Below are 21,333 nucleotides of genomic sequence, written 5' to 3'. Positions count from 1 at the left end.
ATTTTTCAGGCGGCGCGCGGCCGTGCGCCGCGCCTGACAAGCGCCCTTCGCCTCGCACCCGAAACACGTGGGCGGTTCCCAAACGACGATTACCTAGTATATTGGGTGGCAGTATATTAGGTAGCCGGTGACTCCTCCCGAATGATCTTACGGGAGAGAGTTGCGAAGAACTTACGCCGGCTGAGGCATGCCACTGGCCTGTCGCAGGAGGAGCTTGCCGATCGTGCCGACGTCAATCGCAACTATGTTGGCATGCTTGAGCGCGAGGAGCATGCCGCCACAATCGACATGCTCGAAAAGCTTGCCGCAGTTCTGGAAGTCGATCCCGCCGAGTTTTTCCGCAAAACCGCCTGACCGATCTGGGCACAGCGATGCGCCGCGCGCATCACCTGATGCCTTCGTGCACTCGCGCATTCACCTGCCAGCCTATACTGCTAATAACGATGCAGACGCTGCGATGACCGGCTGCGGGAGATCGGCGTGACACAAGAAGCGTTTCTGGACCAGCCACCAGAGAGCCAAGAGATTACCAGGTACGATCGCCAGCACATGAAGCTGTATATCCGCCTGCTTGACGCGGCGGCGGACGGTGCCGACTGGCACGAGGCGGTCTCGATCCTCTTTGGTTTAGATGCTGACCTCGAACCCGAACGAGCCCGCCGCGTCTACGACACCCATCTTGCTCGCGCACGCTGGATGACAGAGCACGGCTACCGCAAGCTTGTTCGCGAGAGCCGTCACTAGCTCGACCGCGATGCGGTGCTCGCATCGCGCGTTGTCCACGCGAGGGCTTCCCGAGGTCTTTCCATCCGGCAATCGTGTCGCTCCCAGCATGTACGAGACATGCACACTTGGAGGACACTGATGCGGCCGGACACATCACAGTGGCGATCCTCGTCGACGTACGACTATCTGGATGATCTTGTCGCCGCCGACCTCGCATGGGAATGGCTGCGCCGCAATGCCGACTATCAGCGCGACTACGCTGAAGTCGAACACCCCGACGCGGCCAATGAGCGCCTGACGAACATGGTGCGAATGCGCTGGGGGCTGCGATTTCCCTGTCGACCCAACTTTCAGTGCCATCGAGACGGCAGCGTTCTGGGCGCCGGGAGTAGATCCGGGCACAGTCATGCTCACAGCGATCCCGCCATTGCCATTGCCGGGCTTGCAAGGCTTTGCGCCACCTGATCTCGATCCCCGCAACGCGCAGTTAGGCCCGGAGGGGCTGAGCATTGTGCACGGCGAGGGTGCCGGCGCCATCCGCCTTCTGGTGCTTGGCGATGCGCGGCCCGATGAGCCGCTGGCGGCCCTTGTTCCGCTTGACGCCGACGGTCTCGATCGTATCGACGCCGTCACGCGGCTCTGGCGTGGGCTGCATGGCCGTCCCGTTTTTCCCGATACCCGCCTGACGGCACAGCAACGCCGAAGGCTGCGCCACATGCTGCAGGCCGTCGACGGCAGCATGAACGGCGCGAGCTACCGCGAGATCGCAAACGTCATCTACGGCGCGCCGCGCGTCGCCGCCGATTCCTGGAAGACCTCCGCGCTTCGAGACAGCACCATTGACCTCGTCAAGGACGGCCGCGCCATGATCGCCGGCGGCTATCTCAGGCTTCTGCGCCATCGCCGTAAGTCCTGACACGCTTCACGCCCGACGGGGGTGCGAATTTAGCTCATCCTTCTTCGCCATCCCCCCTCGCGGCCCCTCTCCGCCACCGTGGCCTTCGTCCGCCGCTGATCGCCAGCGGCCTCAATGAACCCACGGAGGCCCGATCATGTCCGCCAACCTCTCCGGCTTGCCGCCGCGCTTTCTGCGTACTCCCGAAGCCGCCCGCTTCTTGGGTCTGTCCGGCCGCACGCTCGAGAAGCACCGCACCTATGGAACCGGCCCGTCCTATCGCAAGCTCGGAGGTCGCGTCGTCTACGCGATCGACGACCTGCAGGCCTGGGCGGACCGGGGCGCCGTTACTTCGACCTCCGATCCCCGCGGCACGGTTCTCCCTGCAAAGCGCCATGAGGCCGTGACGCCGGTCGTTGCCGGCCGTCACGCCCGCTGACCGTCGCGCCGGTTCCCTCAATGCCGGTGCGCCGTCGCCCCCTGTCGGAACGCGGACAACTCGAACTGTTCCGTGCGCGCGGCAGCGATCTCGCACCCCGAGACACGCAGGATCTCATGGCCTATCCGTTCTTCAGCCTCTCCAAATCCCATCGGATACAGCCCATCGACTTCTCCGCCGGGGACGTCGTCATCCGCGTCGAAGCCGTACCCGAACATGGTATGGCGACCATCTGGGACGCGGATATCCTGATCTGGGCCGCAAGCCAGATCGTCGAGGCGCGCGACGCCGGACTGCGTACGTCGCGCCTCATGGCGGCCACGCCCTACGAAATTCTCACCTTCGTCGGACGCGGCGTCGGCGCTCGCGACTACCAGCGCCTGAAGGCGGCGCTCGATCGCCTGCAATCGACAACGGTGGCGACGACGATCCGCCAGCCCGCGCAGGGCCGCCGGCACCGCTTCTCCTGGATCAACGAATGGGTTGAACGCACGGATCCACGCGGCCATCCTGCCGGCATCGAGTTGATCGTCCCCGATTGGTTCTACCAAGCGGTTCTCGACGACGCCCTCATACTCACAATCGACCGCGACTACTTTTCGCTGACGGGCGGGCTCGACCGCTGGCTATATCGGCTCGTGCGCAAGCATGGTGGCCGCCAGCGTGCTGGCTGGCGCTTCGATTTTCGCCATCTCTACCTGAAGTCCGGCAGCCTCTCGCCCTTCAAGCGGTTTGCCTTCGAGCTGCGCGACATCGTCAGACGACAGCCGCTGCCCGGGTACACCCTGTTCATCGAGGTCGAAATCAGCGGCCGGGTGCTGCTCTCCTTTGAGCCGTCTCCTCAAAGGAGACCTGTGGACGGCCTCGTGCTATCGGGAACCCGCACTATCGTGCCATCGGGAACCCGAGGCTCGTGCTATCGGGAACCCAAACCGGGGTTAACCGACTGCACGGCAAGCGAAAATCGCGGCCCTAACTTAGAATCTAACACAGAATCTAACTCTTATGGCGCGCGCTGCATCGTCAAAAGCTCTGCCGGCGACGGCAATCGCGACGAAACACAGACGCTTCAGCCCCCGATCTTCTCGCAGACATCTTTCAGGAAATCCGGTGTTCCGACACCTGAACTTCCTCTCGAATCTAAACCGCGAGGGGAAAAATGATCGTAGCGCTCCTCAATCAGAAAGGCGGCGTCGGCAAGACAACGCTGGCGCTGCATCTCGCCGGACAATGGGCCAGGATGGGGAAGCGCGTCACGCTGATCGACGCTGACCCGCAGGGCTCGGCGCTCGATTGGTCGCAGCAGCGGACACGAGAAGGTCTGCCGCGACTGTTCGGGGTGGTCGGCCTGGCGCGAGACACAATCCATCGCGAGGCGCCCGAACTGGCGCGGGACACCGATCACATCGTCATCGACGGGCCACCCCGCGTCGCCGGGCTGATGCGCTCGGCGCTGCTCGCCGCCGATCTCGCGCTTGTCCCCGTGCAGCCATCCCCCTTCGATGGCTGGGCGTCAGCCGAAATGCTTTCGTTGATCCGCGAGGCGCGGATCTACCGCCCCGAGCTTGCTGCCCGCTTCGTGTTGAACCGCTGCGGCACGCGCACCGTCATCGCTCGCGAAACAGCCGAGACCCTGGCCGATCACGATCCGCCGGTGCTCGCCGCGACCATTGGCCAGCGTGTCGCCTTTGCCGATGCCGCGCAATCGGGTCGCCTCGTCTTTGAGACAGACAAGGATAGTCCGGCATCACGCGAGATTGCTGCCTTCGCCGCCGAGGTCGGGAGGATCGCACCATGAATCGACGATCCTCGAAGCGCGGCTTCGCCGCACGTCCCGGCTCCGCCGACGACTGGATCAAGGAATCCGAGAAGGCGCCGGATCGCAGCGGTGAAGCGCCAGGTTTCACCGCCAGGCTGACGATCGACGTTACGCCCGAGCTGCGTGGCCGCATAAAGATCGTCGCCTTTCAGCGCGGCCAGACCGTCGCCGACATGCTGCGCGACCTGCTCGCCCGAGAATTTCCCGAGAGCCAAGGAGACACTCCGTGATCCGAAACCAGACGCCTCGAATGCGCGGCGGCCGACAGCCCGACGTCGCCACACCATCCACAACCCTCGTCGAGTTGACCTGGATCGAGAAGAGGATCGAGCACTGGATCAGGTTCGGCCACAAGGTTCACGAGCAGGTTCTCGACCAGCGCCACCGTGTCGTCGGGTTTGCGCCCAACACGACCTTCGCCTTCGTCCGCTGGGCGGCGAACGACTTCGGCACGATCATCTCGCGTATTGATATCCTGCGCGCGGTTCGTGACGGCGAACCGTTCCAGACGCTGCCCTTCGTTAGACCCGGTGGCGACATCCTGCTGAAAGTCGACAGCTGGCCGAAGGTCGAGCGCGTGCTGCAGGCCATCGACGCCATCGAGGCGCTCGGCATTGATCCCGTCGATGTCGCACCCGACCATTGGCGACACATCCACAACCGCCTCAACGCCGGCCACGAGCCACGCTCCTACACCCGCGAGCGTCATCACGCCTGGCTCCAGCGCCGCAGGGCCGAACCATGACGCGGTTCGGCTACGTCATGACCACATATTTCGCCGTGCTCGCGATCGGCGGACTTTCCTTTGTCCATGTCGCGCCGAAGCTGATCTGGAACGCGTCAGCCAGCACACCGATTGGCCTGTACCGCGTCAGCCCCGCGGTGCGGCTTACTGTTGGCGATCTTGTCGCTGTCGTTGCTCCCGAACCACTGGCAAGCTTCCTTGCCGACAACGGCTACCTGCCGCGCGGCGTGCCGCTGATGAAGCGCGTCGCCGGCCTTCCAGGGCCGGAAGTCTGTCGCAATGGTCTTGCCATCACTGTCGATGGAATCGAGATCGGTAAGGCGCTCGAGCGTGACCGCATGGGCCGACCACTGCCGGTCTGGCAGGGCTGCCGGCGCATCGTCAGCGGCGAATTCTTCCTCATGAATGCGCACGTCCGCGACAGCCTTGACGGCCGCTACTTCGGGCCGATCAAGGCCAGCTCGATCATTGGCCGCGCAACGCCGCTGTGGACCAAGCAGGACACGACCGGCCGCTACGAATGGCGCGCTCCAGCCCAGTGATCGCGCCCGAACCTTCAAACGCCCATCGCAGAAAGGAGCAAAGAAATGTCACAGATCGGCGAGTTCACCCGCACGAAGTCCGGATATTCCGGCCGCGTCCGCACGCTCACCCTCGACCTGCAACTGGCCCTCGTTCCAGCCGAGCCCTCGGACCCCGAAAAGGCGCCGGATTTTCGCATCCACATCGGCGAGGACGGCGACGGACCCGAGGTCGGCGCAGGCTGGAAGCGCACCGGAGAGAAGGCCGGCGAATACGTCTCACTGCTGTTCGACGATCCCGTCTTTACGCAGCCAATCCGGGCAAACCTGTTCCGATCGGACGCCGACAATGCGTCGTGGTGGCTGCACTGGAGCCGTGCGCCCAAGCGCGGCGAGCGAGAGTGAGGCCATGTCGACCTCCCGTCACCGCGCCGCCGCCAGCCTTCCCAAGTTCGCCCGTTGCGGCGCATTCCTTCTTTCCGGCCTTCTCTCGATCGCTGCCTTGCCGCCCGCCTCGGTCGCGCAGAATGCGCCGATCGAACGAACGACTGCCGGCGATCCCTATGCGGCTATCATCGCCGAGGCGTCGCAGCGGTTCGGCATCCCGAAGAGCTGGATACGCGCCGTCATGCGCGCCGAAAGCACAGGCGACGCCCAGGCGATCTCAAAAGCTGGCGCCATAGGGCTGATGCAGATCATGCCCGACACATGGGCAGAGCTTCGTCTTCGCCACCGGCTCGGCAGAGATCCTTTCAGCCCGCGCGACAACATCCTGGCGGGCGCAGCATATCTGCGCGAGATGCACGACCGCTATGGCTCTCCGGGTTTCCTCGCCGCTTACAATGCTGGGCCTGGCCGCTACGAGGATTACCTCGCGGGCCGACGCGCGCTACCAGCCGAAACGCGGGCCTACGTCGCTGCACTCGCGCCACTTGTCGGAGGCGGAAAGATCGATCGCCCTTTCGTAGCCGAGGCCGTCGAGCGCAATGACTGGACGCGCGCACCGCTGTTCTCTGCCAAGTCCGAACACACGCCGGCTGTCGATCTTGTACCGCCAGATGGCCATATCGATGCTGTTCCGGCGGCAAGTCCCGCACATGATCTCTCGGCCACCTCACCGCTGTCCGTTGGCCTGTTCAGCGCCCGTCCCGGCTCTGGAGGCCCGCGATGACGAGTTTCGAAGGATCGAGCAGACCGGCGTGGAGTAGCGGAGGGAGGACGGGATTAGAGGAGTGGCGAGGAAATACGAGCTTAGGACGGCAAGATAAAAGCGGCTCGCCGGTCGTCATCCAAGCCATTGATATGGCTTGTTTTCCGGCGTGCCTGTCGGTCGGCGCGCGTGCCGCGCTTGAGAGTTTCCCCAATGATTTCAACGCTATTTCCGGCACTGCTCGCCTAATACCTTCATTGGTAGACTGGCCATGAGCAACGGGGACAGCGACTTTCGCCTCCGGCCAGGACGCATCCGCGGCACCCGCGCGCCGAAGGCGAAGAGTTTCGTCAACCAGGTGCTGCGGGCCGCCAAGCGCGCCGGCCATACCGATGGCGCGTTCAGTTCAACGCCGAGGAGCGGCCGTTCGCCCGTTCTGGGCCGCTCCAACTTCGGGCGCGGCCGGATCAACTTCAGCCGGAACCGGCTCTTCTCCTCTAGCCGACGTGTCGTCGTCGCGGCGCGGATTGCCCGGCATACGGGCAAGGCGTTTCGCTCCGCCCCCTTGTCCGCACATCTGTCCTATCTGAAGCGCGACGGCGTGACCCGGAACAGTGAGAAGGCGGTGATGTTCGACGCTGGCAGCGACCGCGCGAATGACACAGCCTTCGCCGACCGCTCCAAGGACGACCGCCACCATTTCCGATTCATCGTCTCGCCCGAGGACGCCGGCGAGATGACGGACCTGCGTGCCTTCACGCGCGACCTTGCGAGGCAGATGGAATCCGACCTCAGCTCGCGTCTCGATTGGGTCGCCGTCGACCACTGGAACACCGACAACCCGCACGTCCATCTGCTCGTGCGTGGCATCGACGACACCGGCGCGGACCTCGTGATCTCGCGCGACTACATCAGCCGCGGCCTGCGCTCGCGCGCCGAGGAGCTGGTGTCGATCGAGCTCGGACCCCGACCCGAGCACGAAATCCGCAACGCGCTGGAGAAGGAGATCACGGCCGAGCGCTGGACGCGGCTGGATTTGGAGATCCGCGCCGCCGCCGACGAAGCCGGGTATATCGACCTGCGCCCGCAAGCGACCGGTGCCGCCGATCCCGAAAGCCGTCGCCTGTTGATCGGCCGGGTCCAGCATTTGGAGAAGATGGGCCTCGCCACCGCGGCCCGTCCCGGAGAATGGATGATCGGCCTTGAAGCCGAACGGTCGCTCCGCGACCTCGGCATGCGCGGCGACATCATCAAGACGATGCACCGCGCGTTCACCGAGCGCGGCCAGGATCGCGGCATCGCCGACTATGTCATCGACGTGGGCGCGACAGGCGCGCCCATCATCGGCCGGCTTGTCGCCAAGGGCCTTCAGAACGAACTGACCGGCGAAGCCTACGCAGTGATCGACGGCATCGACGGTCGCGCGCACCACGTCCGCTTCGGCAGCATCGAGGCGTTCGAGCACTCACCGCCGATCGGCGGCATCGTCGAGGTTCGCCGCTTTGGCGGGCCGAAGGACGAACAACCGACGCTTGTGCTCGCCAATCGCTCGGACTTCGACCTGAAGTGCCAAATCACCGCGCCGGGCGCGACATGGCTGGATCATCGCCTTGTCGAGCGCGAGCCGATGTCGCTTTCGATGGGCGGTTTCGGCCGCGAGGTGCGCGACGCCATGACAGCCCGTGCAGACCATCTCGCCGAGGAGGGGATCGCCCGACGACAAGGCCAGCGCATCATCCTGCAGCGCGATCTCCTCAACACCCTGACCCGCCGTGAGTTGGACTCCGCCGCCGCGCGGCTCTCGGCCGAGACCGGCCTGCCGCACATCAAGGCGACAGCCGGTGATCATGTCACCGGCGTCTATCGCCAGCACCTGACGCTCACGTCCGGGCGCTTCGCGATGATCGACGACGGCCTCGGCTTCCAACTCGTGCCGTGGTCGCCGCCACTCGAGAAGAAACTCGGCAAGCACATTGCTGGCATCGTCAGGCATGGCGGCGGCATCGAATGGGGCTTCGGCCGCAAACGGGGACTCGGGTTGTAGGTCTCCAAATGTCGAATGAGGAATACCGGCATTAAGCCGTTAGGTCCGGGTCGCTATCGTAGCTGCGGCGCCACCCATCGTTACCGCAGCCGCTCGGTTGAAGATCTTAAGCGCACGTGGCGTCCGCAACACGTTTCGCGCTTTCGCTGCCAGGATGACAAAGGGCAATTGGGCAAGAGACAAAATGACGGTGGTCAAACCGAGCAAGATGATGACGTCGGATGTGCCAATCGCATCTAAGTCAATAATTGTTGGCAGGAGCGCAACATAGAAAAGGATGGATTTGGGATTGCCCAGGGTAACCAAAATTCCGGAGATCAGCGCATTCGATCGGCGGTCATTTCGGCTTCGCGAACCAACCTCATGAACAACGTTGCCGGCCCTCCAGAACTGGACAGCGAGCCAGCAGAGATATGCGACTCCCGCCCACTTGATCGCGATCAGCAGAATACTGAACGACTCGGCGATGTATGCCAGCCCCGCGAGAACTGCTGAAAGATACAGCACGTCGCCAATGACCATACCTGCAGTCATCCAGAACGCCCGGCGGTAACCCGAACTCATTGCATGGGCAACAAGAGCTACAATCTGCGGGCCCGGAATGACTGCCGCGATCGCAAGTGCAACGGAATATGTTGCGAACCCTGCAAGCGTCATCAGACGTCTCCTCAATGACAATAATCTTCTTCCAGACGAGCTTATCGCGCAGGTCGGTACCACATCAATATATGGAATCGCACTTTAAAGAAATCGGGATCGTCCGCTCCAAGCGCAAACTGACCTCGCCGCCCCCGACGCTTTTTCCTGTATTTTCACTCTAGTATCGCCGAGTCTACGACCCCCAACGGAGGCAGCTTGTAATCCTCAGCACCCGCCACCGACCTTGATGGCATACCTATCGAGGAGCGATGAACTTGTCCGCAACGAGAATCCTCTGGGGCCAGATCGCCATTGTCTCTCTGATCGTGCTCACCACGACCTGGGCGGCAACGCAGTGGACGGCGTGGAGGCTCGGTTTCCAGGCGCAGCTCGGCGCGCCATGGTTCGAACTGGCGGGCGTGCCGGTCTACTACCCGCCCTCATTCTTTGCGTGGTGGTATTTCTACGACGCTTGTGCGCCGCCGATCTTCGTCGAAGGCGCCTATATCGCCGCCTCTGGCGGCTTTATCTCCATCGCCGTGGCGATCGGCATGTCGGTCTGGCGGGCGCGCGAGGCGAAGAACGTCGAGACATACGGATCGGCGCGCTGGGCGAAACCGAATGAGGTCAAGTCCGCCGGTCTGCTCGGCCCTGACGGCGTGGTACTCGGCACGCTCGATCGCGATTATCTCCGTCACGACGGGCCAGAACATGTCCTGTGCTTCGCGCCGACGAGAAGCGGCAAAGGCGTCGGCCTCGTCGTGCCATCGCTTCTCACCTGGTCGGGATCGGCCATCGTGCACGATATCAAGGGTGAGAACTGGCAGCTCACTGCAGGCTTTCGCGCCAAGCACGGGCGGGTGCTGCTGTTCGATCCCACGAACAGGAAGTCCTCCGCCTACAACCCGCTTCTCGAAGTGCGCCGCGGCGAGTGGGAGGTGCGTGACGTCCAGAATGTCGCCGACGTGCTAGTCGATCCCGAAGGCTCGCTCGAAAAGCGCAATCACTGGGAGAAGACCAGCCACTCGCTGCTCGTCGGGGCGATCCTGCACGTACTCTACGCCGAGCCCGACAAAACGCTGGCCGGCGTTGCGGGATTCCTGTCAGACCCAAAGCGGCCGATCGAGACCACTCTGGCGGCGATGATGACGACGCCGCATCTCGGAGAGACCGGCCCACATCCTGTCGTCGCCTCAACGGCGCGCGAGCTCTTGAACAAATCCGACAACGAGCGGTCTGGCGTTCTCTCGACCGCGATGTCGTTTCTCGGCCTATATCGCGACCCTGTTGTTGCCGAGGTGACGCGCCGCTGCGACTGGCGCATCGCCGACATCGTCGCCGACCCGCGGCCGGCGACCCTCTACCTCGTCGTGCCGCCGTCCGACATCTCGCGCACCAAGCCGCTCATCCGCCTGGTGCTCAATCAGATCGGCCGGCGCCTGACCGAAGATCTTCATGCGAAGGACCGCCGCCACCGCGTCCTGATGATGCTCGATGAGTTTCCCGCGCTCGGCCGGCTCGATTTCTTCGAGAGCGCTTTGGCCTTCATGGCGGGCTACGGTCTAAAGGCCTTCCTCATCGCGCAATCGCTCAATCAGATCGAGAAGGCTTACGGCGCGAACAACTCCATCCTCGACAACTGCCATGTCCGCGTGAGCTTCGCGACCAACGACGAGAGGACGGCCAAGCGTGTTTCGGACGCGCTGGGCACCGCCACCGAAATGAAGGCGATGAAGAACTATGCCGGGCATCGTTTGTCGCCCTGGCTAGGGCATCTCATGGTGTCGCGCTCGGAAACGGCGAGACCCTTGCTCACACCGGGCGAGGTGATGCAACTCCCGCCCAGCGACGAGATCGTCATGGTGGCGGGCACGCCGCCAATCCGCGCGAAAAAGGCCCGCTACTACGAGGACGGGCGGTTCAAGGAGCGCGTCCTGCCGCCCCCAGATCCGGTGAAGAGCGTCCAGTCAGCACGAAAGGACAACTGGTCCGCGCTTGCCTCGCCGCAGGCTTCCACCAGGCTTCTGGCCGAGGCGGAAAAGGCCAAGCAGGACGAAGCCAATGGGGGCCTGCGGCGCGAACCGGAACTCCCGGATCACGTCGCTATCGCCAGGGAGACCAGTGGGCCGAGGCCGCAGGAAGAGTTCGCCATCATCGCCGACGACGAGCCGGAAGATGCTGCCCGGCAGGGCCGCATCCTGCGCCAGCAGATGCGCGGGGTCGCACGTCAGGTGGCGCTCGATCCCAACGACGGCATCGAGATGTGAGGCTCGACCATGCGCGACCGGATGAACGTCTATTTCCCGCCCCAAATGCTGAGACAGATCGCCGAGCTTGCCGACCGCAAGAAGCTCTCACGCTCGGCGATCGTGGAGGCGGCAGTCGCCTCCTTCCTGTCGCCGGACGGCGCCGACCGGCGCGAGGCCGCTTTCGCCCGCCGCCTCGACCGGCTTTCGCGACAGGTACAGCGCATGGAGCGCGATCTCGGTGTTACCGCGGAGACGCTAGCGCTGTTCGTCCGCTTCTGGCTGACCATCACGCCGCCATTGCCGACCGACGCCCAGGCGGCGGCCCAGATCAAGGGCCGTGAGCGCTTTGAGGGGTTCATCGAAGCGCTGGGCCGGCGCCTGCAGAAGGGACAGAGCTTTCTTCGGGAAATTCCCGACGACATCGGCAACCTCCCGCCGACCAAAGATCCCGACGAGTCGGGGACGGCCGGCTGAATAGTCTTCGCGAGGCGGATGCCAAGTATTCCGACGTCCCGCCGTTTCCCTGTCTTTATACGCCAGGCTGCGACGCCACATTGTAGTTGTTGCCAGCCTCTAATTCCTGCCTCTTCTAATCATCCCCGATGCCAGCGCCGCCTTTGCGGTCCTTTGGCAAGAAGGGGACGACATGGCGGCTTCTCACCAACAATCCGAGGCGATCATCCGGGGCGCGCGCATGCTGCGCACGGCCCTGGGACCGGCGATAGCGGGGTTTCTGGAAGACCCCGAAATCGTCGAGGTCATGCTCAACCCCGACGGGCGGCTCTGGGTCGATCGTCTTTCTCACGGGCTCGCCGACACGGGCGAGCGGCTGTCGTTCGCGGACGGCGAGCGCATCGTGCGGCTCGTCGCCCACCATGTCGGCGCCGAGGTTCATTCCGGTCGTCCACGCGTCTCGGCCGAGCTGCCTGAAACGGGGGAGCGGTTCGAGGGGCTTCTGCCTCCCGTCGTAGCGGCCCCGGCCTTCGCCATCCGCAAGCCCGCGGTCGCCGTCTTCACCCTCGGCGATTATGTCGACGCCGGCATCATGACGGCCGACCACGCCGAGGTCCTGCGCGCGGCCGTCGCGGCCCGCAAGAACATCCTCGTCGCCGGCGGCACCTCGACGGGCAAGACCACGCTCACCAACGCGCTGCTGGCCGAGGTCGCCAAGACATCTGATCGCGTGGTGCTGATCGAGGACACCCGCGAGCTGCAATGCGCCGCGCCGAACCTGGTCGCGCTGCGCACCAAGGACGGCGTCGCCTCGCTTTCCGACCTGGTTCGCTCGTCGCTTCGCCTGCGGCCCGACCGCATTCCCATCGGCGAGGTCCGCGGCGCCGAGGCGCTGGATCTGCTCAAGGCATGGGGCACCGGACATCCCGGCGGCATCGGCACCGTTCACGCCGGAACCGCCCTCGGCGCGCTCCGACGGATGGAGCAGCTCATTCAGGAAGCTGTCGTCACCGTGCCGCGCGCGCTCATCGCCGAGACCATCGATCTGGTCGCCGTGCTTTCCGGTCGCGGCTCGCACCGCCGTCTCGCCGAACTCGCCTGGGTAGACGGGCTGGATCCTGCTACCGGCGACTACCGCACGCTCGACGCCAAACACGACCCCAAAACAAGCGCGAATCCCCAGTCCTCCACGGAGTCTCAGAATGTACCCGATCCGCTTCACTTCATCGTCTATCCATAAGATTGCCGGCCTGCTTTCCACGACCGCAGCAACCGTTTTCGTTGTGGCCACGATGATCGCGCCAGCCCATGCCGCCGGTTCCTCGATGCCGTGGGAAGCACCGCTGCAGTCGATCCTCGAATCCGTCGAAGGGCCAGTCGCCAAGATCCTTGCGGTGATCATCATCATCGTCACCGGCCTGACGCTGGCCTTCGGCGACACCTCGGGCGGTTTCCGCAGGCTGATCCAGATCGTCTTCGGGCTGAGCATCGCCTTCGCTGCCAGTTCCTTCTTCCTGTCGTTCTTCTCCTTCGGCGGCGGGGCGCTCATCTGATGGACGGCGTCTTCGACCATGGCGGCGACATTCCGGGCTTCACCGCCCCGGTCCACCGCGCACTGACCGACCACATCCTGCTTGGCGGCGCGCCGCGCTCGGTGGCGATCCTGAACGGGACGCTGGCCGCAGCGCTCGGCTTCGGCCTGCGGCTCTGGCTGGTCGGCCTGATGCTCTGGGCGATCGGCCATTTCGCGGCCGTCTGGGCCGCCAAGCGCGACCCGATGTTCGTCGATGTTGTGCGCCGGCATTTGCGCATCCCCGGTCATTTGAACGTCTGAGAGACAAGGATCTGAGCCAGCCATGATGAACCTTGCCGAATATCGCCGCGCGTCTTCCCATCTGGCCGACTTCCTGCCTTGGGCAGCCCTCGTCGGCGAAGGCGTTGTCCTGAACAAGGACGGCGCGTTCCAAAGGACCGCGCGCTTTCGCGGACCCGATCTTGAATCTTCGGTGCCGGCCGAACTGGTCGCGGTCGCTGGACGCCTCAACAATGCTTTCCGCCGGCTTGGCTCCGGTTGGGCTATCTTCGTCGAGGCCGTCCGGGTATCGGCACAATGGTATCCAGAGAGCCGGTTTCCCGACCCGGCGTCCGCCCTCGTGGACGCCGAACGCAAGGCCGACTTCGAGGAAGAAGGCGCGCACTACGAGTCCAGCTACTACCTGACCTTCCTCTATCTACCGCCGGCCGAGGACGCCGCACGCGCCGAGGGCTGGCTTTATGAGGGCAAGGCACAGAGCGGCGTCGATGCCCGCGCGATCCTGCGCGGCTTCGTCGATCGCACCGACCGGGTGCTGCAACTCGTCGAAGGGTTCATGCCCGAATGCGCATGGCTCGATGACGCCGACACGCTGACCTACCTGCACTCGACGGTCTCGACGAAGCGCCATCGCGTGCGCGTGCCCGAGATCCCGATGTATCTCGACGCGTTGCTGGCGGACCAGGCGCTGACTGGTGGCCTCGAGCCGCGGCTCGGCAATTCGCACCTACGCATCCTCACTATCGTCGGTTTCCCGACCTCGACCACACCTGGCATCCTCGACGAACTGAACCGGCTCGCCTTCCCGTATCGCTGGTCGACGCGGGCAATCATGCTCGACAAGACCGACGCGACAAAGTTGCTGACCCGGATTCGGCGGCAATGGTTCGCCAAGCGCAAGTCGATCGCCGCGATCCTCAAGGAGGTGATGACCAACGAAGCGTCGACGCTGGTCGACAGCGATGCGGCGAACAAGGCGGCCGACGCCGATCTCGCGCTGCAGGAACTTGGCTCCGACCTGATCGGGCAAGCCTATGTCACGGCAACTGTCGTCGTCTGGGACGACGATCCCCGTATCGCCGAAGAGAAGCTGCGCCTTGTCGAGAAGGTGATCCAGGGCCGCGACTTCACCGCGATGACCGAGACGATCAACGCGGTGGACGCCTGGCTCGGCAGTTTGCCGGGGCAGGTCTACGCCAACGTCCGGCAACCGCCGGTCTCCACCCTCAATCTCGCCCACATGATCCCGCTCTCGGCGGTGTGGGCGGGGCCGGAACGGGACGAGCATTTTGCAGCGCCCCCCTGCTCTTCGGCAGGACCGAAGGCTCGACCCCGTTCCGGTTTTCTCTTCATGTCGGCGATGTCGGCCACACCCTCGTCGTGGGCCCGACCGGCGCCGGCAAGTCGGTGCTGCTGGCGCTGATGGCCCTGCAGTTCCGGCGCTACAGCCAAGCACAGGTCTTCGCCTTCGACTTCGGCGGTTCGATCCGTGCGGCGGCGCTCGCCATGGGCGGCGACTGGCATGACCTTGGCGGCGACCTAACCGATGGCGCCGCGGCGTCTGTCTCTCTCCAGCCGCTCGCACGTATCCATCACACACCCGAGCGCGCCTGGGCCGCGGACTGGATCGTGGCGATCCTAATGCGGGAGAGCGTCGTCATCACTCCGGAAGCGAAGGAATATCTCTGGTCGGCGCTGACCTCGCTGGCATCGGCCCCTGTGGCGGAACGCACACTCACTGGCCTCTCCGTGCTGTTGCAGTCATCGGCCCTGAAACAGGCCCTTCGACCCTATTGCGTCGGTGGACCTTACGGGCGGCTGCTCGACGCCGAAACCGAGCGGCTCGGCGAGGCGTCCGTGCAGGCCTTCGAGACCGAAGGGCTGATCGGCACGGGCGCGGCGGCCGCCGTGCTATCCTATCTGTTCCATCGCATCGAAGACCGCCTCGACGGTCGTCCCACTCTGCTCATCGTCGACGAAGGCTGGCTCGCGCTCGACGACGAGGGATTTGCCGGCCAGCTCCGCGAATGGCTGAAGACGCTGCGCAAGAAGAACGCAAGCGTCGTCTTCGCCACGCAGTCACTCTCCGACATCGACCGCAGCGCGATTGCGCCTGCCATCATCGAGAGCTGCCCGACGCGTCTGCTGTTGCCGAACGAGCGGGCGATCGAGCCGCATATCACCGCCATCTATCGGCGCTTCGGCCTCAACGACCGCCAGATCGAGATCCTCGCGCGAGCCGTACCGAAGCGCGACTATTATTGCCAGAGCCGCCGCGGCAATCGCCTGTTCGAGCTGGGGCTCGGCGAGGTGGCCCTCGCCTTCACCGCCACCTCGTCCAAGACGGACCAGGCCGCGATCGAACGCGTCCTCGCTGAGGCCGGTCGCGATGGCTTCGTGCCCGCTTGGCTTCGGGCACATGGCGTCGCGTGGGCGGCCGACCTCATCCCCGATCTCACGAACCTCAGTCCCCAAACCCAGGAGACAACCCAACCATGATTAACCGTTCCTCTTCCAGCATTGCGCGTTTCGCGGCGGCCCTGGTGACCGCGCCCATTGTGCTATCGCCGATGCTCACGACATCAGCCTACGCGCTCATCGTCTTCGATCCAACGAATTATGGGCAGAATGTCCTTCAAGCCGCCCGAGCACTGGAGCAGATCACCAACCAGATCACTTCGCTCCAGAACGAGGCGCAGATGCTGATCAACCAGGCCCGCAACCTCGCCAGCCTGCCTTTCTCCTCGCTCCAGCAGCTGCAGCAGTCTGTCCAAAAGACGCAGCAACTCCTTTCCGAGGCGCAGAACATCGCTTTCGACGTCCAGCAGATCGACCAGGCGTTCCAGACAACCTACGGCAGCGCCGCGCTCTCGGATTCGGACCAGGAGTTGATCGCGGGAACTCGCGAGCGTTGGCAGAACACGGTCGACGGCCTCCAGGACGCCATGCGCGTGCAAGCCGGCGTCGTCGGCAACATCGACACCAACCGGACCCAGATGTCCGCGCTCATCGGGCAGAGCCAGGGTGCCACCGGCGCGCTGCAGGCGGCGCAGGCCGGCAACCAGCTTCTCGGCCTCCAGGCGCAGCAACTGGCCGACCTGACCGCCGTGGTCGCCGCGAACGGCCGGGCGCAGGCGCTTCAATCGGCAGAGCAGGCCGCGGCCGCCGAACAGGGCCGCGAGCAGCGCCGCCGCTTCCTGACGCCGGGCGCCGGCTACCAGCCGGGCAACGCCCGCATGTTCCAGAACGGCGACTGAGGCAAAGTCATGGACGGAAAGATGCTCGCCCGGCTGGGCGCGGTCGTGTTCGTCGCGGTCGCCGTAGTGGCGACCGCGCTCGAGCTGACCCGGAAGGAAGATCGCTCCGCGATCCCCTCGGTCGGCCAATCGGAGGCGGGCAGCGCCGATCCGTTGCGCGGCGAGCTGATCCGGTGCCAGGAGCTTGGCGAAGCGGGCACGCGCGATCCCGCATGCCTACGCATCTGGGCCGAGAACCGCCGCCGCTTCCTCGCGCCCGCGCCGTCGGCGATCGATCGACCGGAGGCCCGATAGCCTCATGGGTGGCACCGGCGTCATCGATCACTTTCTCGAAGTCTTTACCCGCTACATCGATTCCGGCTTCGGCCTGCTCGGTGGCGAGGTCGCCTTCATCGCCACCACGCTGATTGTGATCGACGTGACGCTGGCCGCCCTGTTCTGGTCGTGGGGCGCCGACGACGACATCATCGCCCGCCTTGTCAAGAAGACGCTTTTCATCGGCGTGTTCGCCTACATCATCGGCAACTGGAACAGTCTCGCCCGCATCGTCTTCGAGAGCTTCGCCGGCCTCGGCCTCAAAGCGTCCGGCACCGGCTTTTCGACCGCGGATCTCCTGCGCCCCGGCAAGGTCGCCCAGACAGGTTTGGACGCCGGCCGGCCGCTGCTCGACTCCATCTCCGGCCTGATGGGCTACTGGTCGTTCTTCGAGAACTTCATCCAGATCGCCTGCATGTTTCTCGCCTGGGCGCTGGTGCTGTTCGCCTTCTTCATCCTGGCGGTCCAGCTCTTCGTCACCCTTATCGAGTTCAAGCTCACCACGCTGGCGGGCTTCGTGCTGATCCCCTTCGGCCTTTTCGGCAAGTCCGCCTTCATGGCCGAGCGGGTGCTCGGCAATGTCATCTCCTCCGGCATCAAGGTGCTGGTGCTCGCAGTCATCATCGGGATCGGCTCGACACTCTTTTCCGAATTCACCGCCGGCTTCGGCGGCGCAACGCCTACCATCGACGACGCCATGGCGATCGTGCTTGCCGCGCTCGCGCTGCTCGGCCTTGGCATCTTTGGTCCCGGCATCGCCAATGGCCTCGTCGCCGGCGGGCCGCAACTCGGCGCCGGCGCCGCTGTCGGCACGGGTCTGGCTGCCGGCGGCATGATGATGGCGGGCGGAGCCGTCCTTGGCGCGGCGGCAGGCGGCATCAACGCCGTGTCGAGTGGTGCCTCGACCGCTGCGCGTGGTGGCGCCACGCTCGCCGGCGGAGCCGCGAATTCCTATAGCCTTGCGTCTGCGGGCCAGACGGGCGCAGCCGGCGTTGCCTCAGCCCTCGGCGGCGTCGCCCGCGCCGGTGCCAGTGCCGCCACATCGCCGCTTAGGCGCGCCGCGTCCCGCACTGCCGACAGCATGGCGCAGAGCTTTTCCAGTGGTGCAAAGGCCGCCTTCGAGGCCACTGGCGGCACATCGACTGAAGGCACGATCGGCGGCGGCGCTGATGCCGCGAACGATCCTTCCCATGCAGCAGGCTCCTCGACGCCGCCCGCCTGGGCCAAGCGCATGAAGCGCTCCCAGACGGTCAGCCATGGGGTCTCGGCAGTCAGCCACGCCGTCCGATCGGGCGACGCCCATGGCGGTGGCTCATCCATCAATCTCTCCGAAGGGGACCGCTAATGTTCAAACGACCGTCCACCCACTACGGCAAGACACCCGAACCCGAGACGCCGTACCAAAAGGCTGCCCAGGTCTGGGATGACCGGATCGGCTCGGCGCGCGTCCAAGCGAAGAACTGGCGCTTGATGGCTTTTGGCTCACTGCTGCTCGCCGGCGGCTTCGCGGCGGCGCTCGTCTGGCAATCGGGGCGCGGGACGATCGTTCCCTGGGTGGTGCAGGTTGACCGGCTCGGCCAGGCACAGGCGGTCGAGCCGGCCGTCACGGATTACCGCCCGACCGATCCGCAGATCGCTTGGTACCTGGCGCGCTTCATCGAACAAGTCCGCTCAATTCCCGCCGATGCGATTATCGTTCGCCAGAACTGGCTCAGGGCCTACGACTTCACGACGGACCACGGCGCGCTGGCGCTCAACGACTATGCCCGCGCCAACGAACCCTTCTCCAAGGTCGGCAAGCAGCAAATCGCAGTTGAGGTGTCGAGCGTCATCCGCGCCTCGCCGGATAGCTTCCGCGTCGCCTGGGTGGAGCGCCGCTATCAGGACGGTTCGCTCGCATCCACCGAGCGCTGGACCGCCATCCTTACCGTCGTGATCCAGCCGCCGCGCGACACCGAGCGGGTGCGCAAGAACCCTCTCGGCGTCTTTGTCAACGCCATCAACTGGTCGAAGGAGCTTGGCCAATGATCACTCATGTTCGTAGATCCAGCCGGCCAGCTCCGGCGAAAGTCGGATTTCCTCATTTCCGTAAATCCGTCTTTCCGCTTGTGCTGCTCTCCGCAACGGCGCTTGGCGGTTGCGCCACCAAAAAGCCGCCGCAGATCTCCTACGACGATCCACAGCCCGCTGTGCTCAGGGCCGAGCCGGCGGCGCCTGTCCAGGTGGTCGAACTTGCACGTCCCCTGCCCTTGCCGGGCCAGTTGAAGCCGGTCAAGGAAACACGTCGAACACCGGAACCGGCCGAGCCCACCGCCCGGGTCAACCAGGCCAACGCCGCCGCGCGCATGCAGCCTGTGCGGGACGGCTTTATCAACGCGATGCAGGTCTATCCCTACACGCAGGGCGCGCTCTATCAGGTCTATACCGCCGTCGGACAGATCACCGACGTCGCCCTGCAGCCCGGCGAGCAGCTCGTCGGCTCCGGTCCAGTCGCCGCCGGCGACACTGTGCGCTGGGTGATCGGCGATACCGAAAGCGGCTCAGGCGGAACGCGGCAGATCCACATCCTCGTCAAGCCGACCCGTGCGGACCTGACGACGAATCTCGTTATCAACACCGATCGCCGCACCTATCACATGGAGCTGCGCTCGACGACGGGGACCTACATGGCATCGGTTTCCTGGCAATATCCGCAGGACCAGCTCATCGCCCTGCGCCGGCAGAACACGCGAGCCGAGGCCGCTCAGCCCGTCGCCACCGGAGTCGATCTCGCGTCGATCAACTTCCGCTATTCGATCGAAGGTGACCGCGCACCGTGGCGGCCACTGCGTGCCTTTGACGACGGCCGTCAGGTCTTTATCGAATTCCCGCGCGGCATCGGCCAAGGCGAAATGCCGCCACTGTTCATCGTCGGCCCCGAGGGTGACACCTCCGAACTCGTGAACTACCGCGTCCGCGGCAATCACATGATCGTCGACCGCCTGTTTGCCGCGGCCGAGTTGCGCTTCGGCAGCGGCCGCAAGCAACAGCGCGTCCGGATCGTCCGCACCGACGGAAGGCCCGCGTCATGAGCGAGGACCGGGAAGAGGAAGGACGCCCGCCGGTCGGTGGCGAAGCACCTGGTCCCGCGCCCATGCGCCTGCGTGGGGAGGCGCCACGCGTCACCCGCCTGTCGCGGCGTGTGCTGGCCGGGCTCGGCCTGGTCGCCAGCCTCGGCATTGGTGGCGCGCTGATTTACGCGCTGCAGACGCGTCACAGGGGCCCCGCCAACGACGAACTGTACTCGACCGACAACCGGACCACGGCGGACGGACTCGCCAGATTGCCGCGCGACTATTCCGGCGTGCCGCAACCCAATGTTCCGCAATTGGGGCCGCCGCTTCCAGGAGATCTGGGGCGTCCAATACTCAACTCACAGAACCGTGGTCAGCCCGTCCAAGGCGTCAGCGCCGAGGAACAGCGCCGGCTCCAGGAAATCGAATCCGCCCGGACGAGCCGGCTATTCGCCGGCACCGAAACGCGGTCTGTGACTCCCATGCCGGCGCCCGCGTCAGGCGAAACGCCGGCAATGGAGGCACCGACGCTCGCGAGCCTTGGCCTCGCCCCACAGCCTGCGACCCCCATCGCGCAGGAGAGGCAGGCCGCCTTCCTCAACGCGGCCGTCGACCGCCGCACGGTTAGTCCCGATCGCGTTGCGGAACCAGCCTCGCCCTACGTCTTGCAGGCAGGCTCCATCATCGCGGCGGCCCTCATCACCGGCATCCGCTCCGACTTGCCCGGCCAAATCACCGCGCAGGTGACCGAGAACGTCTATGACAGTCCGACGGGACACATTCTCATTATCCCGCAAGGCGCGCGGCTGATCGGTCAGTACGACAGCGGCGTCGGCTTCGGTCAGCGCCGCGTCCTCCTGGTCTGGAACCGCGTCATCATGCCGAACGGTAGGTCCATCGTGCTGGAGCGGCAACCCGGCGCCGACGCCGAGGGCTATGCCGGTCTCGAGGATGGCGTCGACTATCACTGGTGGGACTTGGCCAAGGCGGCGGGCCTGTCGACTTTGCTCAGCGTCGGGGCCGAACTGGCGATCGACGATGATCAACGGCTGCTCCGTGCCGTCCGCGAAGGGGCGCAGGACACGATCAATGATGCCGGCCAGCAGATCGTCCGGCGTCAACTCTCGGTCCAGCCGACGCTCACCATCCGGCCAGGCTTCCCCGTCCGCGTGATCGTCACCCGCGACCTCGTCCTCGAACCCTATGGAGGGTGAT

General features: G+C 65.0%; 25 protein-coding genes and 1 pseudogene. 25 read left to right on the top strand and 1 reads right to left on the bottom strand.

Annotated features, from left to right (window positions below; translation table 11 throughout):
* The first annotated feature begins 141 nt into the window (after window positions 1-141).
* The 13 genes from AC56QX_RS21265 (at window position 142) to AC56QX_RS21205 (ending at window position 8,339) form a co-directional block, all read left to right on the top strand.
* Entirely contained in the window at window positions 142-354 is a 213-nt protein-coding gene (locus AC56QX_RS21265) for a helix-turn-helix domain-containing protein (protein ID WP_111546224.1), read from the top strand.
* Window positions 355-480: 126 nt separating this feature from the next.
* Window positions 481-744, top strand: a complete 264-nt coding sequence (locus tag AC56QX_RS21260; RefSeq protein ID WP_497110405.1) for a DNA -binding domain-containing protein — start codon at window positions 481-483, stop codon at window positions 742-744.
* Window positions 745-864: 120 nt separating this feature from the next.
* Window positions 865-1,191, top strand: coding sequence for a transcriptional regulator domain-containing protein (locus AC56QX_RS21255; protein ID WP_497110403.1), 327 nt, complete (start codon window positions 865-867; stop codon window positions 1,189-1,191).
* A complete protein-coding gene (locus tag AC56QX_RS21250; RefSeq protein ID WP_497110402.1) occupies window positions 1,133-1,642 on the top strand; it encodes a DUF2285 domain-containing protein in 510 nt (169 codons plus the stop codon). The genes AC56QX_RS21255 and AC56QX_RS21250 overlap by 59 nt, the downstream gene beginning before the upstream one ends.
* A 136-nt stretch (window positions 1,643-1,778) precedes the next feature.
* A complete protein-coding gene (locus tag AC56QX_RS21245; RefSeq protein WP_497110400.1) occupies window positions 1,779-2,060 on the top strand; it encodes a helix-turn-helix transcriptional regulator in 282 nt (93 codons plus the stop codon).
* 20 nt (window positions 2,061-2,080) lie between these two features.
* A complete protein-coding gene (locus AC56QX_RS21240; RefSeq protein WP_497110398.1) occupies window positions 2,081-3,223 on the top strand; it encodes a replication initiator protein A in 1,143 nt (380 codons plus the stop codon).
* Window positions 3,220-3,858, top strand: a complete 639-nt coding sequence (parA, locus tag AC56QX_RS21235; protein WP_497110396.1) for a ParA family partition ATPase — start codon at window positions 3,220-3,222, stop codon at window positions 3,856-3,858. Before AC56QX_RS21240 ends, parA begins: the two co-directional genes overlap by 4 nt.
* A complete protein-coding gene (locus AC56QX_RS21230; RefSeq protein ID WP_497110395.1) occupies window positions 3,855-4,109 on the top strand; it encodes a hypothetical protein in 255 nt (84 codons plus the stop codon). Before parA ends, AC56QX_RS21230 begins: the two co-directional genes overlap by 4 nt.
* A 20-nt stretch (window positions 4,110-4,129) precedes the next feature.
* Window positions 4,130-4,624: a DUF2840 domain-containing protein gene (locus AC56QX_RS21225; RefSeq protein ID WP_497117835.1), complete on the top strand. Its 495-nt coding sequence runs from the start codon at window positions 4,130-4,132 to the stop codon at window positions 4,622-4,624.
* Window positions 4,621-5,166, top strand: coding sequence for a S26 family signal peptidase (locus tag AC56QX_RS21220; RefSeq protein ID WP_497110394.1), 546 nt, complete (start codon window positions 4,621-4,623; stop codon window positions 5,164-5,166). The genes AC56QX_RS21225 and AC56QX_RS21220 overlap by 4 nt, the downstream gene beginning before the upstream one ends.
* 45 nt (window positions 5,167-5,211) lie before the next feature.
* Complete coding sequence (locus tag AC56QX_RS21215) at window positions 5,212-5,550, top strand: DUF736 domain-containing protein (protein WP_497110392.1); 339 nt, start codon at window positions 5,212-5,214, stop codon at window positions 5,548-5,550.
* 4 nt (window positions 5,551-5,554) lie between these two features.
* Window positions 5,555-6,316, top strand: a complete 762-nt coding sequence (locus tag AC56QX_RS21210) for a lytic transglycosylase domain-containing protein (protein ID WP_497110390.1) — start codon at window positions 5,555-5,557, stop codon at window positions 6,314-6,316.
* A 250-nt stretch (window positions 6,317-6,566) separates the two neighbouring features.
* The gene (locus AC56QX_RS21205; RefSeq protein ID WP_497110389.1) at window positions 6,567-8,339 is read left to right on the top strand and encodes a relaxase/mobilization nuclease domain-containing protein; all 1,773 of its coding nucleotides are present in this window, start codon (window positions 6,567-6,569) and stop codon (window positions 8,337-8,339) included.
* A gap of 39 nt (window positions 8,340-8,378) precedes the next feature.
* On the opposite strand, the gene AC56QX_RS21200 is transcribed toward AC56QX_RS21205, so the two are convergent.
* Window positions 8,379-8,996, bottom strand: a complete 618-nt coding sequence (locus AC56QX_RS21200) for a LysE family translocator (protein ID WP_497110387.1) — start codon at window positions 8,994-8,996, stop codon at window positions 8,379-8,381.
* 257 nt (window positions 8,997-9,253) lie between these two features.
* Between AC56QX_RS21200 and AC56QX_RS21195 the strand changes: the two genes are divergently transcribed.
* The 12 genes and pseudogenes from AC56QX_RS21195 (at window position 9,254) to AC56QX_RS21140 (ending at window position 21,332) form a co-directional block, all read left to right on the top strand.
* On the top strand, window positions 9,254-11,245 hold the full coding sequence (locus tag AC56QX_RS21195; protein WP_497110386.1) for a conjugal transfer protein TraG: 1,992 nt from the start codon (window positions 9,254-9,256) through the stop codon (window positions 11,243-11,245).
* Between the two features lie 9 nt (window positions 11,246-11,254).
* Window positions 11,255-11,701: a ribbon-helix-helix domain-containing protein gene (locus tag AC56QX_RS21190; protein WP_497110384.1), complete on the top strand. Its 447-nt coding sequence runs from the start codon at window positions 11,255-11,257 to the stop codon at window positions 11,699-11,701.
* 172 nt (window positions 11,702-11,873) lie between these two features.
* The gene (trbB, locus tag AC56QX_RS21185; RefSeq protein WP_497110383.1) at window positions 11,874-12,920 is read left to right on the top strand and encodes a P-type conjugative transfer ATPase TrbB; all 1,047 of its coding nucleotides are present in this window, start codon (window positions 11,874-11,876) and stop codon (window positions 12,918-12,920) included.
* Entirely contained in the window at window positions 12,883-13,233 is a 351-nt protein-coding gene (locus AC56QX_RS21180; RefSeq protein WP_497110382.1) for a TrbC/VirB2 family type IV secretion system protein, read from the top strand. The genes trbB and AC56QX_RS21180 overlap by 38 nt, the downstream gene beginning before the upstream one ends.
* Window positions 13,233-13,514, top strand: a complete 282-nt coding sequence (locus AC56QX_RS21175; RefSeq protein ID WP_497110381.1) for a VirB3 family type IV secretion system protein — start codon at window positions 13,233-13,235, stop codon at window positions 13,512-13,514. The genes AC56QX_RS21180 and AC56QX_RS21175 overlap by 1 nt, the downstream gene beginning before the upstream one ends.
* A gap of 22 nt (window positions 13,515-13,536) precedes the next feature.
* Window positions 13,537-15,992: pseudogene (trbE, locus tag AC56QX_RS21170) on the top strand (conjugal transfer protein TrbE).
* Complete coding sequence (gene trbJ / locus AC56QX_RS21165; RefSeq protein ID WP_497110380.1) at window positions 15,989-16,750, top strand: P-type conjugative transfer protein TrbJ; 762 nt, start codon at window positions 15,989-15,991, stop codon at window positions 16,748-16,750. Before trbE ends, trbJ begins: the two are co-directional and overlap by 4 nt.
* Before the next feature lie 9 nt (window positions 16,751-16,759).
* Window positions 16,760-17,044 carry a putative entry exclusion protein TrbK-alt gene (gene trbK-alt / locus AC56QX_RS21160; protein WP_497110379.1) on the top strand — a complete coding sequence of 95 codons (285 nt, stop codon included), beginning with the start codon at window positions 16,760-16,762 and terminating at the stop codon, window positions 17,042-17,044.
* Between the two features lie 4 nt (window positions 17,045-17,048).
* Window positions 17,049-18,410 carry a P-type conjugative transfer protein TrbL gene (trbL, locus tag AC56QX_RS21155; RefSeq protein WP_497110378.1) on the top strand — a complete coding sequence of 454 codons (1,362 nt, stop codon included), beginning with the start codon at window positions 17,049-17,051 and terminating at the stop codon, window positions 18,408-18,410.
* A complete protein-coding gene (trbF, locus tag AC56QX_RS21150; protein ID WP_497110377.1) occupies window positions 18,410-19,093 on the top strand; it encodes a conjugal transfer protein TrbF in 684 nt (227 codons plus the stop codon). The genes trbL and trbF overlap by 1 nt, the downstream gene beginning before the upstream one ends.
* On the top strand, window positions 19,090-20,136 hold the full coding sequence (gene trbG / locus AC56QX_RS21145; protein WP_497110376.1) for a P-type conjugative transfer protein TrbG: 1,047 nt from the start codon (window positions 19,090-19,092) through the stop codon (window positions 20,134-20,136). The genes trbF and trbG overlap by 4 nt, the downstream gene beginning before the upstream one ends.
* Entirely contained in the window at window positions 20,133-21,332 is a 1,200-nt protein-coding gene (locus AC56QX_RS21140) for a TraB/TrbI/VirB10 family type IV secretion system protein (protein WP_497110375.1), read from the top strand. The genes trbG and AC56QX_RS21140 overlap by 4 nt, the downstream gene beginning before the upstream one ends.
* The last annotated feature ends 1 nt before the right edge of the window (window position 21,333 follow it).

Source organism: Mesorhizobium sp. RCAM 06353 (assembly GCF_059683585.1).
The sequence above is the reverse complement of the archived record's forward strand: the minus strand, read 5'-3'. Positions and strand labels throughout refer to the sequence as shown.

What these genes read in the sequence shown, in the direction of transcription:
- AC56QX_RS21265 (WP_111546224.1), top strand. Translation starts at nt 142, where the DNA reads ATGATCTTACGGGAGAGAGTTGCGAAGAACTTACGCCGGCTGAGGCAT.
- AC56QX_RS21255 (WP_497110403.1), top strand. Translation starts at nt 865, where the DNA reads ATGCGGCCGGACACATCACAGTGGCGATCCTCGTCGACGTACGACTAT.
- AC56QX_RS21250 (WP_497110402.1), top strand. Translation starts at nt 1,133, where the DNA reads ATGCTCACAGCGATCCCGCCATTGCCATTGCCGGGCTTGCAAGGCTTT.
- AC56QX_RS21245 (WP_497110400.1), top strand. Translation starts at nt 1,779, where the DNA reads ATGTCCGCCAACCTCTCCGGCTTGCCGCCGCGCTTTCTGCGTACTCCC.
- AC56QX_RS21240 (WP_497110398.1), top strand. Translation starts at nt 2,081, where the DNA reads ATGCCGGTGCGCCGTCGCCCCCTGTCGGAACGCGGACAACTCGAACTG.
- parA (WP_497110396.1), top strand. Translation starts at nt 3,220, where the DNA reads ATGATCGTAGCGCTCCTCAATCAGAAAGGCGGCGTCGGCAAGACAACG.
- AC56QX_RS21230 (WP_497110395.1), top strand. Translation starts at nt 3,855, where the DNA reads ATGAATCGACGATCCTCGAAGCGCGGCTTCGCCGCACGTCCCGGCTCC.
- AC56QX_RS21225 (WP_497117835.1), top strand. Translation starts at nt 4,130, where the DNA reads ATGCGCGGCGGCCGACAGCCCGACGTCGCCACACCATCCACAACCCTC.
- AC56QX_RS21220 (WP_497110394.1), top strand. Translation starts at nt 4,621, where the DNA reads ATGACGCGGTTCGGCTACGTCATGACCACATATTTCGCCGTGCTCGCG.
- AC56QX_RS21215 (WP_497110392.1), top strand. Translation starts at nt 5,212, where the DNA reads ATGTCACAGATCGGCGAGTTCACCCGCACGAAGTCCGGATATTCCGGC.
- AC56QX_RS21210 (WP_497110390.1), top strand. Translation starts at nt 5,555, where the DNA reads ATGTCGACCTCCCGTCACCGCGCCGCCGCCAGCCTTCCCAAGTTCGCC.
- AC56QX_RS21205 (WP_497110389.1), top strand. Translation starts at nt 6,567, where the DNA reads ATGAGCAACGGGGACAGCGACTTTCGCCTCCGGCCAGGACGCATCCGC.
- AC56QX_RS21200 (WP_497110387.1), bottom strand. Translation starts at nt 8,996, where the DNA reads ATGACGCTTGCAGGGTTCGCAACATATTCCGTTGCACTTGCGATCGCG.
- AC56QX_RS21190 (WP_497110384.1), top strand. Translation starts at nt 11,255, where the DNA reads ATGCGCGACCGGATGAACGTCTATTTCCCGCCCCAAATGCTGAGACAG.
- trbB (WP_497110383.1), top strand. Translation starts at nt 11,874, where the DNA reads ATGGCGGCTTCTCACCAACAATCCGAGGCGATCATCCGGGGCGCGCGC.
- AC56QX_RS21180 (WP_497110382.1), top strand. Translation starts at nt 12,883, where the DNA reads ATGTACCCGATCCGCTTCACTTCATCGTCTATCCATAAGATTGCCGGC.
- AC56QX_RS21175 (WP_497110381.1), top strand. Translation starts at nt 13,233, where the DNA reads ATGGACGGCGTCTTCGACCATGGCGGCGACATTCCGGGCTTCACCGCC.
- trbJ (WP_497110380.1), top strand. Translation starts at nt 15,989, where the DNA reads ATGATTAACCGTTCCTCTTCCAGCATTGCGCGTTTCGCGGCGGCCCTG.
- trbK-alt (WP_497110379.1), top strand. Translation starts at nt 16,760, where the DNA reads ATGGACGGAAAGATGCTCGCCCGGCTGGGCGCGGTCGTGTTCGTCGCG.
- trbL (WP_497110378.1), top strand. Translation starts at nt 17,049, where the DNA reads ATGGGTGGCACCGGCGTCATCGATCACTTTCTCGAAGTCTTTACCCGC.
- trbF (WP_497110377.1), top strand. Translation starts at nt 18,410, where the DNA reads ATGTTCAAACGACCGTCCACCCACTACGGCAAGACACCCGAACCCGAG.
- trbG (WP_497110376.1), top strand. Translation starts at nt 19,090, where the DNA reads ATGATCACTCATGTTCGTAGATCCAGCCGGCCAGCTCCGGCGAAAGTC.
- AC56QX_RS21140 (WP_497110375.1), top strand. Translation starts at nt 20,133, where the DNA reads ATGAGCGAGGACCGGGAAGAGGAAGGACGCCCGCCGGTCGGTGGCGAA.